Here is a 13,093-nt window from a genome sequence, read left to right on the forward strand (position 1 = left end):
TCTCTTCAATGCGTGTAGACCTCAGCGAGAGCCTTGTGCACTTCACCAAAGGGGAAAGCGAGGAAGATGCGTATGAAACCTTGAGGAAAATACTTTGGGAACAACGCTTAGTTGGCGGGAGCAAATTCATTCGAGGAGGCCATCGCTGCGTTTGTTTTTCAGAGACACCTCTGGGCGCGTTGAGTTCTGGGCTAGTCAACACGCAGGGTTTTTCGCGGTACTCGCCATTTGGAATTCTATTCCAGAAAAATTACATTTTCTCAATCGGAGGACGGCCGGTAATTTATCAGCCCGATAGCGAGTTCAGTCTTTTACCGCCTGAAATTCAATGGCGTCATGTTCGGCTTGAACTGGAATGTACTCCTCCAATCGACTTCACCTGGGAACGTGAATGGCGGATCCCAATAGAGGTGTTGGAGTTTTCCCCTGCACAGGTGATTGTAATCCTGCCAAATGAGTCATTCAAGAGGAGGCTTGATGCAGAGATTTGTGGAGAGAGCTTTTACTACGCATGGTCTTTGACCACTGTCTTGGGAGACGTCGGCTGGATGTATGACACTGGCAACCCATGGCTGATGGATTCCATAAATACGCAAGATTGAATCTAATCACTACACCCGATACAGCGATCGGCGCCCATTTTCTCCATTCGATCACACATCCTGCCTACCGGAACAACCCACCAAACACCCGCTTCAAAAAGCCCGGCTTGCTGTCCCCCTGACGACGCTCCACCACGACACCGGCTCCGTGGGCGTTGCAATAACCGGGAGGGACCATCTCGGGAGGCAGGTCATCGGCATAGGCGTGACCAGCGGCACGGCAGCCTTCCGTGGCGAGCAGGCCGGTGAGGCGGCAGAGATTCACGCGTGCAAGAACGGGCTCAGCCTTCTGCACCTCCTGCTTATATCCACTGGCCACGGCGGCGTTCATGCTGTCCGCCCAGATGGGCAGGGCGAGTTTCCCGCCATAGCCACCAGGGATGATGGTGTCCGGCTGATCCAGGCCCACCCACACGCCCGTGGTAACTTCGCTGGTGAAACCGACGAACCACGCGTCCTTGTAGTCATTGGTCGTGCCCGTCTTGCCGCCGGCCTTTTCCTTGAAGCCGTATTCCTTCCGCGCCGGAGCACCGGTGCCTTCGTTCATCACCTTTTCCATCAGACGCTCGGTCACGAGCGCGGCGGAGGCAGGCAGGCCTTCGCTTTCCAACACCGGCGTGGAGTAGACGACTTCTCCCGAAGCGTCCGTGATGCTGGAGATGAGGAAGGGGCGACGGCGGATGCCGTTGTTGGGGAACACACTCGTGGCACTCGTGAGTGACTTCAGGCTAGTGCCCATGTTTCCAATGAAGATCTGCGGAGTGCGGATTTCCGGCTCGCCCAGGCCCGTATCACGCAGCGTCATGAGCACACTGTCGAGCCCGGCGAAATTTCCCACACGCACGGTCATGGCATTGCGACTGCGGATGAGTCCCACCGAGGCAGGTTGGAGACCGAGGAATTTTCCGTCCGCATTGCCCGGGCTCCAGTAGCCGTCAGAATCTTTGAGTTCGCCCTCACGCATGGGTGCATCTTCCACGAGGGAACCGGGCAGCAGGCCGTGCATGAACGCGGTCGCATAGATGAAGGGCTTGATGGTGGAGCCTATGGGCCTGTTCCCCTGCAGCGCGCGATTGAACCGGCTCTGCGGATAGCTGCGACCACCCACCACCGCGAGAATGCCGCCAGTGCGGTTGTTGAGCATGAGCACGGCCCCTTGCAGGTAGGGTGTCTTGGGAGGCTCACTCACGCCGTCCCATGCCGCATCGAACTGCGCCTTCGTGGGGTGTGTGTATCCCTTCTGCTTTTCCACTTCCGTCAGACGCTTCTCCAGGGACTCCTCTGCCGCCTTCTGCAAATCCAGATCCAGCGTGGTGTGCACAATGAGGCCGCCGTCTTCGATCTCCGACTCCTCAAGAATCAGTTCCAAATCACGGCGCACCGCCTCCATGGCGTAGTTGTCCTGATTGCTGATGATCGGCTGGGCGACCACAGCGATCTCCTCTTTCTTCGCGGCATCGGCATCCGCCTGGGTGATCATTTCCTTCGCCACCATGCGGTTCAGCACATCGTCACGCTCGGCGAGCGCGCCCTTCCAGTTCCGGAACGGCGAAAAACGATTGGGACTGCGGATGATGCCCGCGAGCATGGCTCCCTCCCCTGCGGTGAGCTGGGAGGCGCTCTTGCCAAAGTAGGCCTTCGACGCGCGCTCGATGCCATACAGCCCGCTGCCGAAGAAGATGCGGTTCACATACAGCTCGAGGATTTCGTCCTTGGTCTTCTCCGCCTCGATGCGGCGCGCCAGCATCACTTCCACCAGCTTGCGGTTCAGGGTCTTTTCGTTGAGCCCGTCGAAGCTGTTGCGCGCGAGCTGCATGGTGATGGTGCTCGCGCCCTGCACCGTTTTCTTGTCCTTGAAATTCCGCACCGCGGCGCGCGCCACGCCCACATAGTCCACGCCACCGTGGTCGTAGAAACGGGTGTCCTCACGCGCCAGGAGGGCATCGATGAAATGCTTCGAGACTTGGGACAGCGGCACCACCACGCGGTTCTCCCCGTGGAGTTTCCCCAGCTCGCGACCCTTCGCATCGAGCACCACGGAGCGCTCTTTCATTTCCCCCAGCTTGGCCAGATCATACTGCTTCGCCAGATTCCCGTAGATGATGATCCCCACAGCCAGCCCCGCCAGCCCCATGAAGAAGAGCATGAGCACCAGCGTGGTCAGGATGCGCAACCCGCGACGGCGGGGTCGCGGGGTAGAGGGAAGGGGCAGGTCGGACATGGGTGGGGGGCGCAGCGTCGGAGAGGAGCTTGTCAGAGCCTCATTTGGTGCGACAGAATGGAAATCATGAGAATGCTGCGCGAATTCATGATGAAATCGCGGTGAAACCGCCAAACGTGCGCAATTTCACCCCACCATGTCAGACACGCAACTCCCGCTCTCCGTTGTCACCCTGATTCAGCTCGCCCTCATGGAGGACGTGGGTCCTGGGGACGTGACCTCCAAGTACTTCGTGCCGGAGGAGGCCACCGCCAGCGCCCGCATCTTCGCCAAGGAGGACGGGGTCACCGCCGGCATCGAGGTCGCTGCCGAGGTCTTCCGCCAGGTGGACCCACTGCTTTCCGTCCGGGTCGCAAAGAATGACAGCGAACCCTTCGGCAAAGGAGACACCCTGCTGCAAATCGCCGGCCCCACCCGGAGCATCCTCACGGCGGAACGCACTGCGCTGAATTTCCTGCAGCGCCTCTGCGGCGTGGCCACCCAGACCCGCCGCTACGTCGAGGCGGTGAAACCCCATGCCACGAAGATCCTGGATACCCGGAAGACCACGCCCGGCTGGCGCTTACTGGAAAAGCAGGCCGTGGCCGCCGGCGGCGGGACGAATCACCGCATGGGGCTCTACGACATGGCCATGGTGAAGGACAACCACCTCCTCGCCGACGATGCCCAAGCCGATCTTCAGGCCGCCATTGATGCGGTGAAGAAGGACCATCCCGGCATGCGCGTGGAACTGGAGGCAGACACACTGGATCAGGTGAAGCGTTTCCTCTCGCTGCGCGGGCTGGATGTCATCCTCCTGGACAACATGGGCACGGAAACCATGCGGGAAGCGGTGGAACTCGTGAAGGGCAAGGTGGAGCTGGAGGCCAGCGGGGGCGTCACCCTGGAGCGCATCGCCGAAATTGCCGCCACCGGGGTGGATTACATCTCGTCCGGCGCACTCACGCACTCGGTGCGCTCGGTGGATCTGTCGCTGGAGCTTTCCTAGGCCTCACCTTCGCTTGCCGTGTTGGCGGCATGATGTTTCATCCGGGCATGCTTCACGCGCGCGACCTGCAATTCTCCTACCCTTCCGGCGGGTTCAGGCTGCGCGTGCCGGAGTTGAGCGTGGCAGAAGGCGAGACGGTGGCCCTGAGCGGACCCAGCGGCACCGGCAAGACGACGCTTCTGAAGCTGCTCGCAGGCATCCTGCCTATTCAGAATGGAACGCTGACGTTGCAGTCGCAGGAAATGACACAGGCAGCGCCCTCGAACCGCCGTGCCCTGCGCCGGCAGCAGATGGGGCTCGTGTTTCAGGACTTCGCCCTGCTCGACTACCTGAGCGTGCGGGACAATGTGCTGCTACCCCTGCGACTGGCGGGCGAACTCAAACCTGCCCATGAAGAACGCGCGAAGGAACTCGTGGAACAACTGGATCTCAAGCGGCACTGGCAGCACCTCGCAGGAGAGCTTTCCCAAGGGGAACGCCAGCGTGTGGCGGTGGCTCGCGCGCTGGTGCATGAGCCCAAGCTGGTGCTGGCGGATGAACCTACCTCCGCGCTCGACCCGAAACGTGGCTCGGTGGTGATGGATCTCCTGATACACCATGTGAGGGAGAAGCAGGCCGCACTCATCATGGTGTCTCATGATGCAGGACTCATGTCTTCGCTGGATCGCACCGTCAGTGTGGAGGCATGGACGTCATGAGCCTGTCCGGCAGTCTTCACCTGGCATGGCAGTATGTGGTGCACCATCGCGTGCGCACACTGCTGCTGGCCTTGGCGCTCGGGCTCACATTGGCCCTGCCGCTCGCGGTGCGCACCTTGCTGCGCATGGCCCAGGCAGAGTGGCGCGCACGGGCGCAGGCCACGCCCCTGGTGCTCGGCGCCAAAGGAAGCGCGCTGGAGCTCACGCTGAATGCACTCTACTTCCGCCGGCAGGGGGTGGATACCATCCCGGTGAAAAGCACCCGCGTGATACGCGACATCGGACTGGGGGAAGCCATTCCGCTGCTCGTGCAGTTTCATTCGCAGGAGAGTCCCATCGTGGGGACCTCGCTGGACTACTTCGACTTTCGCGGGCTGAAGCTCGCCGAGGGCCACACGCTGGGTCGCCTGGGTGACTGCGTAGTGGGCGCAGAGGTGGCGAGGAAAAGAAACCTGAAGCCCGGCAGTTCCGTCATGTCCTCACCGGAGCAGGTCTTCGATCTGGCGGGCGTGTATCCGCTGAAGATGCGAGTCACCGGCATCCTCGCCGAAAATCATAGCGCGGATGACCAGGCCATCTTCGTGGATGTGAAGACCGCGTGGCTCATCGAAGGCATCGCCCACGGCCACGAGGATCTGGTGAAGACCGTGGACACGGCGCAGATTCAGGAAAAGCAGGACGGCAACGTGGTAGGCAGCAAGGCGGTGCGCATGTATGCCGAAGTCACCGATGCCAACATCGGTGGCTTCCACTTCCACGGAGACTCGGACACGTTCCCGCTGACCGGGGTGCTGGTCGTGCCCCGGGATGCGAAGGCGCAGGCGCTGCTACTAGGCAAGTTTCAGAACAAGGAAGACACGCTCCAGCTCGTGCAGCCACCCCAGGAGATGGATGCCCTGCTGGCCACGCTGGTGCAGGCGGAGCGTTTTGCCCTGGTGCTGCTTCTGGTGCTCGGCACGGCGGTGGTGCTAATCGTGATTCTCGTCTTCGCCCTTTCGTTCCGGCTGCGCCGCAGGGAATTCAGCACACTGGAAGACATCGGCATCAGCCGCGGCACCATCGCGCTGGTGAAGACCTGCGAGATCCTGCTCGTGAGTACGGCATCACTCGCCATCGTGGCCGCCACCCTGTGGCTCATGCAGCACTACGGTGCGGTGCTGGTGCGGGCTGGGGTGCAGTGAGCGAAGCGCAAGATGACCGCGCTCTCAGAATGGTTCATGCGGTTGAGCATCCATTCCGCAATGACATGGCATAGGCCCAAGGAGTGGGAACGCCTCGTTCCCATGCGTGACAGGGTTCAGGACTTTGAACTACCAACCCATGTCTCAAGAATCCACAAGCGCTATGCGGCATGCAACATCACAAGACGTAGTACCCGCTGACGGGAACGAGGCGTTCCCGTTCCTTGGGCCTGCGGCAGCACCACGGGAAAGTTCGTCTCGCTGAGCCCGGTTTTCGCACCCTACTTCTTCGGCAATTCCTGCTGCACCACGCTCGCGAGCAAGTGGGCCTTTTCCTTCAGGTCCTTCACTTCATCCAAGGTGAAGGCCTTGCCTTCAGGCACGTCGAGAATGGGAACCATGGCCTCCAGACCATCGTGCAACGTCTGGATGGCAGGCTGGGCCTGAATTTCCGGGTGCAAGGACTCGAGGCTGTTGAGGAAATACTCCACCACGTCCGACCTGCCGAGCGCACGGCTCTTGTCCTCGGAATAGTTCGCAGACACGGCTTCCGTGGCGATTTCAAAGGCGCGCAGCCAGCCACCGAGGGCAATCAGGTGGGCCACGTCAGAATCACGGAGCTGCACCATTTCCCCCTCCACATCCGCCTGGGTGGAGGCCAGCTCGGTACGCAGCTTGTCCCAGTCCCCTTTAAGGCTGTTTTCCAACAGGCTCTGGCTGTGCTTGTTGATCCGCAGACCGGCGCCGAGGGCCTTGGCGTATTTCAGGATGGCACGGCCCACGTTTTCCATTTCCTCGATCTTCTCGCACTGCACGACGAGGAAGCCGTCGCCAATCAGGGTGCCGAGGCCGAGGGCCAGGAGCACACGGTCGGTGGGGGCCTTGTCTGAAATGGGGCGCTTGAGCTGGTCGTAGGGCAGCGTGCCCAGGGCATCGAGGGAATCAAACACCTTCCGGATGCTCGGCGTGGTGAAGTCGTTGACGCCGAACTCCTCACGCACGTGCTCGTCACCCACAAGTCCTTCCGGGACCTTGGGCTTGCCCTCCTTGGCTTCTTTGGTCTCTTTAGACTTGGCAGGCTTGCCGGTTTTTTCCTGCGCCCCTGCGGTGATGCCGAGGGAAAAAATGAGAACCGGAAGCAGAAGCGCGCGGCAGAGGGCGGAGGACGAAAGGCGCATGAGCGGAAAAACTGGCTGGCTGGCGGAGGGAAAACCGTTTAGAAACCTTAAACGCGGTCATTTAGAAATTCCAGCAACGAATGGCCTGACAGAACCATACGGCCACCTGCCAATGTGGGGGCGAGATCTTGCACGGTTCCTGCTATTTCCTTGCTTTGAGGGATTTGTTGCGGTCGGAAAAGCCGCTTGACGGTGCATTTGCCATGCCCATGCTATTGCCCACCTTTTCCCTGCCCTGATTAATATGTCTGAATGGAACGTGACGCTCTGGCTCGCCTGCTATGTGGCGGTCTTTGCTGGCCTGAGTGTTTTTGGCATCCATCGCCTCCGCATTCTCTGGTTGTACGCCCGGCACCGCAAAGAGGAGCCGAAACCTTTGAAAAAATTTGAGGACCTCCCGCTCGTCACGGTGCAGCTCCCGCTCTTCAATGAAATGCATGTGATCGAGCGGCTGCTGCATGCCGTCGCCCGTCTCGATTATCCGAAGGACAAGCTGCAGATTCAAATCCTCGACGACTCTACGGACGAAACCGTGACTGTGTGTGAAGAGGCCACCGAGCAACTCCGCAAGCAGGGATTCGACGTGGAGTACCGCCACCGTACGGACCGCACGGGATTCAAGGCGGGCGCTCTTGAAGCTGCGACCCCCACTGCAAAAGGCGACTACCTGCTGATTTTCGATGCCGACTTCGTCCCGCAGCCGGAACTGCTGAAGGAACTCATCCACCACTTCACCGACCCGAAGGTGGGCATGGTGCAGGCCCGGTGGGGGCACCTGAACGAAAAGGAAAGCCTGCTCACCCGCCTCCAGGCCATGATGCTGGACGGCCACCTTGTGCTGGAACAGGCCGGACGCAGCCGCAGCGGACACTTCTTCAACTTCAACGGCACGGCCGGCATGTGGCGCAAGCAGTGCATCGTAGACGCCGGCGGCTGGGAGCATGACACCCTCACTGAGGACATGGACCTGAGCTACCGCGCCCAGATGAAGGGCTGGCGCTTCGTGTACCTGAAGGATGTGGTGGTCCCCGCGGAGCTACCGCCGGACATGGATGGCTTCAAGAGCCAGCAGCATCGCTGGACGAAGGGCTCCATCCAGGTCTGCAAGAAGATCTTCAAGAAGGTGTGGACCAGCGAGGAGTCCGTGGGCATCAAGATCGAGGCCACGGCCCACCTTGGCGCGAACTTCGCCTACCTCCTGATGTTCGGCGTGCTGGTGCTGGTGTACCCCGCGAACTTCATGTTCCAGAACTCGTGGCTGAAAGCTGTGCTGCTGGACATTCCCGTGTTCCTCTTCGCGACCGTTTCCGTGATCGTGTTCTACCTCGCGGCACAGGGAGCCCAGCGTCCTTGGGGCTGGCTGCGCGCGCTGCCGTACCTTCCGCTGCTGCTGGCACTGGGCATTGGCATGAGCATCAACAACGGCAAAGCCGTGCTCGAGGCGCTCTTCAACCGCCAGTCCGACTTCGTCCGCACGCCCAAGTACGGCGAGCAAACGGCACCCAAGCGCCGCCGCAGCAAGTACAAGGCGGCACGCTCCATCACCTTCTGGCTGGAGGTCAGCCTGGCCGTCTACTTCTCCTGGCTCGTCTTTGCCGCCCTGCGCAACGGCCAGTGGATCAGCGTTCCCTTCCTGGCCATGTTCCAGTTTGGGTTCCTGTATGTGGTGCTTGGCAGTGTCAGCAAGTGGGTAAACTTCCCCTCCTGGACCCTGCCGCCGTCTCCCCCCGAGGAACCTACCTCGGACTCGGACCCGGCTATTGCATGATGCAATTTTGAGAAAAAGTTGCTTTTCCGGGCTGGAAAAATCCAACGGAAACGCACCTTTTATGTCTCCTACCCGCCCTTACGGCATGGAATCCGCTGGGAAGTGGGTTATATTTTTTGCATCCGTGCCGATCGCCAGTTGCAGCAATGCTTAAGATTTGTTAAATTATAATGTCCAGCCACGATTCCCCCGTGAAACGCGCCCCCTCGCATCTTCATCGTCTGGTGACTGCCCTCAAATGTGGCGCGCTGGCTGGCTCAGCAGCTCTCCTCAGCCAGTGTGCTGGCAGCCCCAGCCCAGGAAAGCATGCCGATGTGGTGGTGAGTGTGAAGGACCAGAAGCTGGCGGTGTATGACAAGAAGGGGAACGTGACGAGGACCTACCCCGTCTCCACGTCGAAGTTTGGCGTGAATGACAAGCCCGGCAAATTCGGCACCCCGCTGGGCACGCATGAGGTGGTGGCCAAGATTGGCCAGGGAGCACCTCCCGGAGCCGTCTTCAAGAGCCGCCACTGGACTGGCGAGGTCATCAAACCCGACTCTCCTGGTCGCGACCCCATCGTTTCCCGCATCCTGTGGCTGCGTGGTCTGGAGAAGCAGAACCAGAACGCCTACGCCCGCTGCATCTACATCCACGGCACCGCCGAGGAGGTGAACATTGGAAAGCCCGTGAGCTATGGCTGCGTCCGCATGAAATCGAAGGACGTGATCGACCTCTTTGGCCGCCTGCCGATCGGCTCCCGCGTGACCGTGGTGACCACGGGGCTGCCCAAGCACGTGCCCACGCTGCCCACTGCCGTTCCGGTTTCGACTCCTGCCGACCAGCGTCCTCCGATCATGCTGACCCCGCCGAAGCAGGCTGAAAAAGAAGCCCCTCTCCTCGCCGAGAATACCAAGGCGCCTGCCTCAGCCTCCACGGACTCCCCCTCCCCGACTCGCGCTCCGGCACCCACGAAGCGCCATGCCGCCACCGTTTCCACGGATGCCCCGGCCCCGACCGAAACGGCAAACGCGACGCCTCCGAAGCGCCGTGTGCAGCATTTCCAGGCTGGAGAGAACGTATTGTACGCTGCGCCCGCCGCAGCGGTGAATGGACCCGGAGTGGTCCTTCGCTCGAAGCGGAGTGCCTCGCAGAATATTGAGTAGTGGCAGTGACCCTATGTTTTACGATGGTCGACTGACAAGGCGAATGGTTGTCAGCCTGTTTTGGGTGGGATGGATGGCGTGGGCCAATCTCATTATGTCGCAGGCACCCGAACAAAATCTCGTGTTGTCTATCTTTCGCGAATGTTCCTCAGAGAGACTCGATTTAACGCCGGTGATATCATCAAGGTCAGCTCGTTATAAACTGCCTTCAAATGCACTAAATTTTTTCGCCCTACCACGCGCTGAGAGAGAGCGACTGCTGGTTGAGTTTGAGGCAGGCTATCGCGATGATTTTTTTGCCCGTTCGTTGGCATCTATTCTTCGGGAAATCGGCATGAAACCATTGAGCGTTGTTGAATCTGATGTGAAAGATGACTCACGCTTCAGGTACTTTTTCATCACTGAGAAATGAGCTACGTGAAACGGCCTCAGTGTTCGGCAGCTAGGTAAGTCGATAGCCAAAAAGGATTCCTCTGAAAGTCAAAGTAGGCGCGACGGCCAGCGGATGGCGAGTGGGCTGCGTGCCATCCGTTATCGATAGATGCGCACGACGCCATCCGCTGCAAGGATGGCCAGTGAGTCGACCGACCACGGTGCGTAGTCGACTGCGGCAAAGGCGTGGGTCATGGAGCCCAATGCCTTGCTCGAGAGTGATTGGTACATCAACGCCGACTTGGAGTCGCCCGCGATGATCCTACCGTCTCCAAGGAAAGCTGCATAGGAATGGGCCTCCGCACCGCTGAAGACACGCACTGGATCCGTGCTCTCGCCCAATGGCAGCAGAAACACCTGTCCTGGGAGCGAGGCCAAGACAGTCAGGGACTGGGTGGGAGGTGCGATGTCCAGTCTCAGCACCGACCCGTTCAATTCGATCTCCTTGTCCACCCGGCCATTCACGACGTGCACGACCGTGGTTCCCGCTGAAATGAAGACCTGCTCACCATGTGCCACCATTTGAACCGGGCCTCCGGGTAGATCTCCCTGCGTCATTCCCAAGGCATACGTCCGTCTCAGTTTCCCCTCGTGGGTGGAATACGAAAGGTCAATGGTGCCACGCTCCCGCGCGTGGAGGACCCACACACCATCTTTGGTCGGGAAGACAGCAATCACCGCAGGCGGCATCCAGGCGAGCCGGGAAATCAAAAGGTCACGACTGACTGGCGGATTGCGAAAATCGTCGAGACGGGCACAGCCATAACAGGCCGCCTCAGCCGGGTCCGGACGCAAGAAGGGCAACCAGGCAGTGGAATCCCGAAGGAGGTGTGGCTGCAAGCGCTGCGGTGAAGGCCAGCTTGTGCCGGAAGTCAGTCTTCCCATGGTCTTGTCACCACTGCCGAGCATCCAGAGTTCCTGCTGGGACCTCCCGTGAGATCCGCGCGCCAGCCAGGAATCACCCGAAGTAAGAAAGCGGTTCCACTCGATGCCACCTTCCCTCTGGAGGGACCATTGATGAATCAGGGTGAGTGGCACTGAGCCCTTTGCCGGACGGAGCGGTGGCCTGATGGATGAAGAGACCTCACGCACACGGTCTTCTGCGTACCGCACCGCATCACGACGCAGCAGCAGGTCGGAAGGTTCGATCTGATGCAACACCATGGTAAAATCGTGGACCTGCCCGGGAGCACACGCTTTCAACGCGCGGCCGATGGTGGTGATGGCCACGGTGCCCAGTCTCTCTCGTACGCGGGCATCGCTCTGCTTTTCGCGGATGGCGTGCAGGGCGCGGGCCATCTCCAGCGGTGGCTGGAGTTGATTCCTGGCCTCACTCAACTGCATTGTCAGAGTGAGGGCATCTTCGTGAGCTTCGAGACGATGGAGGTACTCAAAGTGGGTCTCCAGACAAGCCCTTGCCTGGCTCGAGCCGGGCCAGCCACTGGCCAGCACCGCGACGGCGAGTCCCGGCTGGTGCAGCTTCTCATACAGGATGCGGGCATCGTGGATGCGATCGGTGCTGCCGGACAGCGCCCGGTTGTAGGCCGCCACGGCATCACGCTCGCGCCCGAGCAAGCGCAGCAAATCGCCGCACTTCTCATGACGTTCGAGGTCCGCATAGAGCAGGACGGCTTCTGCGAGCAGGCCACCGTCTTCGAGGCATTTGGCGGCGAGCGGTTTGTTGTTGAGTTTCTCCTCGTAGATGCGCGCGGCTTCCTGAAAACGCTTCCCCCGCACGAGGGCGCCGGCGGCCGCGTGCCAGTCACCCAGAAGATGGGCGAAGATATAGGCCGCACGATCGAAGTGGCCCATCGCCAGTTCACGGTTGGCAAGATCGAAGTATTTCTGGCGCAGCGCCCATTGGGTGTGCTCGGAAAGGTTCCAGATGTCCGCAGGCCCCCAACCGCCTCGTGCACCAAAGGTGGGATTCCGCAGGCCCAATTTTCCCGAAGGCGGCGCAATGCCACGGCTGGCATCCCCTCCCCCGCCGAGGGGAAGGGCGTAGCGCAATCCGTTCTCGGGATCCTTTTCCAGAAGCTTGAGCAGCCGCTGGATCTCGCCCTCGCGCTGAAGCTGGAGCTTCTTGAATTGCTCTGCGGTCCAGTTCTGGATCTTGTTCCAGAGTTGGGAGGGGCGCTTGGCACCTTTGCCTCCGGCGCCGCCTTGCTGACCTTGGGACGCGTCGGATTCACGACCGCCCTCGCCCGAGCCACCCAGTTTCGAGAATCCGGACATGATCCAGCTTCCAAATGAGCCAATGGCCTTGCCCATCGCGTCCTTTGCCCAGGCGCCTTTCCCGGCATCGCGTTGCAAGTCCTTGGGATTGGAGGAGCCGATGTCTTCCGAAGCTTCACCAAACAGACTGTCGAAGTCAGGAGGAAGGGCAAGCGCCACATGCTGCAACTCCGGCAGCGGCGGCCGGCCTGGCATGGCGTGCATCCAGGAGACCGACGTGGGCAATGGTGGTACCACCAGAGCTTCGGGCAGGATGGCATCCGACTCCTCAAACGCAATCAACCCGATGGACGGATGGAAAAAATAACAGGTGTAGTTCAGCATCCGTTCCGCCTCCTCCCTCGTCATCTGCGGATCCAATTGCATGCTGAGCGGCACCGCGACACAACCATGTTCCATCGCAGCCGGTTGCACTCGCGGACCGAAGGATACGGGAGTGTTGCCAGAGGTCGCAGGCACCATGAGCAGACCGCCAGGTTCCAGATCTTCCGCCGAGCCGGGCACGATGAAGAATTTCATCTCCGGATGGCGCGCCATCTCCTCAAGCCACGCCGCCACGTCGCTGCCCGGCAAAAATCCCGCACGCGGCACGCGTGGTGCCGTGGCTGGAATCATTCGCAGTGGAAGGGAGATGGGCATGCGGAA

The 13,093-nt window shown here is 60.5% G+C and carries 10 protein-coding genes; 7 read left to right on the plus strand and 3 right to left on the minus strand.

Annotated features, from left to right (window positions below; all coding sequences use genetic code 11):
* Positions 1 to 8: 8 nt before the first annotated feature.
* A complete protein-coding gene (locus tag G5S37_RS25385; protein WP_165207888.1) occupies positions 9 to 602 on the plus strand; it encodes a hypothetical protein in 594 nt (197 codons plus the stop codon).
* 64 nt (positions 603 to 666) lie between these two features.
* Here G5S37_RS25385 and G5S37_RS25390 read toward each other — a convergent pair whose 3' ends face one another.
* Complete coding sequence (locus tag G5S37_RS25390) at positions 667 to 2,823, minus strand: transglycosylase domain-containing protein (protein ID WP_165207890.1); 2,157 nt, start codon at positions 2,821 to 2,823, stop codon at positions 667 to 669.
* A gap of 136 nt (positions 2,824 to 2,959) precedes the next feature.
* On the opposite strand from G5S37_RS25390, the gene nadC reads away from it, so the two are divergent.
* From nadC to G5S37_RS25405, 3 genes are read left to right on the plus strand one after another with little or no spacing between them, the layout of a single operon-like run.
* Positions 2,960 to 3,811, plus strand: coding sequence for a carboxylating nicotinate-nucleotide diphosphorylase (gene nadC, locus G5S37_RS25395; protein ID WP_165207892.1), 852 nt, complete (start codon positions 2,960 to 2,962; stop codon positions 3,809 to 3,811).
* A gap of 29 nt (positions 3,812 to 3,840) precedes the next feature.
* Positions 3,841 to 4,509 carry an ABC transporter ATP-binding protein gene (locus G5S37_RS25400; protein WP_165207894.1) on the plus strand — a complete coding sequence of 223 codons (669 nt, stop codon included), beginning with the start codon at positions 3,841 to 3,843 and terminating at the stop codon, positions 4,507 to 4,509.
* Positions 4,506 to 5,690, plus strand: a complete 1,185-nt coding sequence (locus tag G5S37_RS25405) for an ABC transporter permease (protein ID WP_165207896.1) — start codon at positions 4,506 to 4,508, stop codon at positions 5,688 to 5,690. The genes G5S37_RS25400 and G5S37_RS25405 overlap by 4 nt, the downstream gene beginning before the upstream one ends.
* A 281-nt stretch (positions 5,691 to 5,971) precedes the next feature.
* Here G5S37_RS25405 and G5S37_RS25410 read toward each other — a convergent pair whose 3' ends face one another.
* Positions 5,972 to 6,868, minus strand: coding sequence for a hypothetical protein (locus G5S37_RS25410; RefSeq protein ID WP_165207898.1), 897 nt, complete (start codon positions 6,866 to 6,868; stop codon positions 5,972 to 5,974).
* A gap of 244 nt (positions 6,869 to 7,112) precedes the next feature.
* Here G5S37_RS25410 and G5S37_RS25415 point away from each other — a divergent pair, with 244 nt between their 5' ends.
* From G5S37_RS25415 to G5S37_RS25425, 3 genes are all read left to right on the plus strand, one after another.
* Positions 7,113 to 8,636: a cellulose synthase family protein gene (locus G5S37_RS25415; protein WP_165207900.1), complete on the plus strand. Its 1,524-nt coding sequence runs from the start codon at positions 7,113 to 7,115 to the stop codon at positions 8,634 to 8,636.
* A 170-nt stretch (positions 8,637 to 8,806) separates the two neighbouring features.
* Positions 8,807 to 9,781: a L,D-transpeptidase gene (locus G5S37_RS25420; protein WP_165207902.1), complete on the plus strand. Its 975-nt coding sequence runs from the start codon at positions 8,807 to 8,809 to the stop codon at positions 9,779 to 9,781.
* Between the two features lie 43 nt (positions 9,782 to 9,824).
* Entirely contained in the window at positions 9,825 to 10,193 is a 369-nt protein-coding gene (locus G5S37_RS25425; protein ID WP_206026140.1) for a hypothetical protein, read from the plus strand.
* A gap of 119 nt (positions 10,194 to 10,312) precedes the next feature.
* Here the strand turns inward: G5S37_RS25425 and G5S37_RS25430 are convergent, their stop codons facing one another.
* Complete coding sequence (locus G5S37_RS25430; protein ID WP_165207906.1) at positions 10,313 to 13,087, minus strand: tetratricopeptide repeat protein; 2,775 nt, start codon at positions 13,085 to 13,087, stop codon at positions 10,313 to 10,315.
* Positions 13,088 to 13,093 lie beyond the last annotated feature (6 nt).

Source organism: Roseimicrobium sp. ORNL1, assembly GCF_011044495.1.
Classification (GTDB): domain Bacteria; phylum Verrucomicrobiota; class Verrucomicrobiia; order Verrucomicrobiales; family Verrucomicrobiaceae; genus Roseimicrobium.

Bases quoted from the DNA above. Each gene is read 5' to 3' on its own strand.
- G5S37_RS25385 (WP_165207888.1), top strand. From the start codon at position 9: ATGCGTGTAGACCTCAGCGAGAGCCTTGTGCACTTCACCAAAGGGGAA.
- G5S37_RS25390 (WP_165207890.1), bottom strand. From the start codon at position 2,823: ATGTCCGACCTGCCCCTTCCCTCTACCCCGCGACCCCGCCGTCGCGGG.
- nadC (WP_165207892.1), top strand. From the start codon at position 2,960: ATGTCAGACACGCAACTCCCGCTCTCCGTTGTCACCCTGATTCAGCTC.
- G5S37_RS25400 (WP_165207894.1), top strand. From the start codon at position 3,841: ATGATGTTTCATCCGGGCATGCTTCACGCGCGCGACCTGCAATTCTCC.
- G5S37_RS25405 (WP_165207896.1), top strand. From the start codon at position 4,506: ATGAGCCTGTCCGGCAGTCTTCACCTGGCATGGCAGTATGTGGTGCAC.
- G5S37_RS25410 (WP_165207898.1), bottom strand. From the start codon at position 6,868: ATGCGCCTTTCGTCCTCCGCCCTCTGCCGCGCGCTTCTGCTTCCGGTT.
- G5S37_RS25415 (WP_165207900.1), top strand. From the start codon at position 7,113: ATGTCTGAATGGAACGTGACGCTCTGGCTCGCCTGCTATGTGGCGGTC.
- G5S37_RS25420 (WP_165207902.1), top strand. From the start codon at position 8,807: ATGTCCAGCCACGATTCCCCCGTGAAACGCGCCCCCTCGCATCTTCAT.
- G5S37_RS25425 (WP_206026140.1), top strand. From the start codon at position 9,825: ATGGTTGTCAGCCTGTTTTGGGTGGGATGGATGGCGTGGGCCAATCTC.
- G5S37_RS25430 (WP_165207906.1), bottom strand. From the start codon at position 13,087: ATGCCCATCTCCCTTCCACTGCGAATGATTCCAGCCACGGCACCACGC.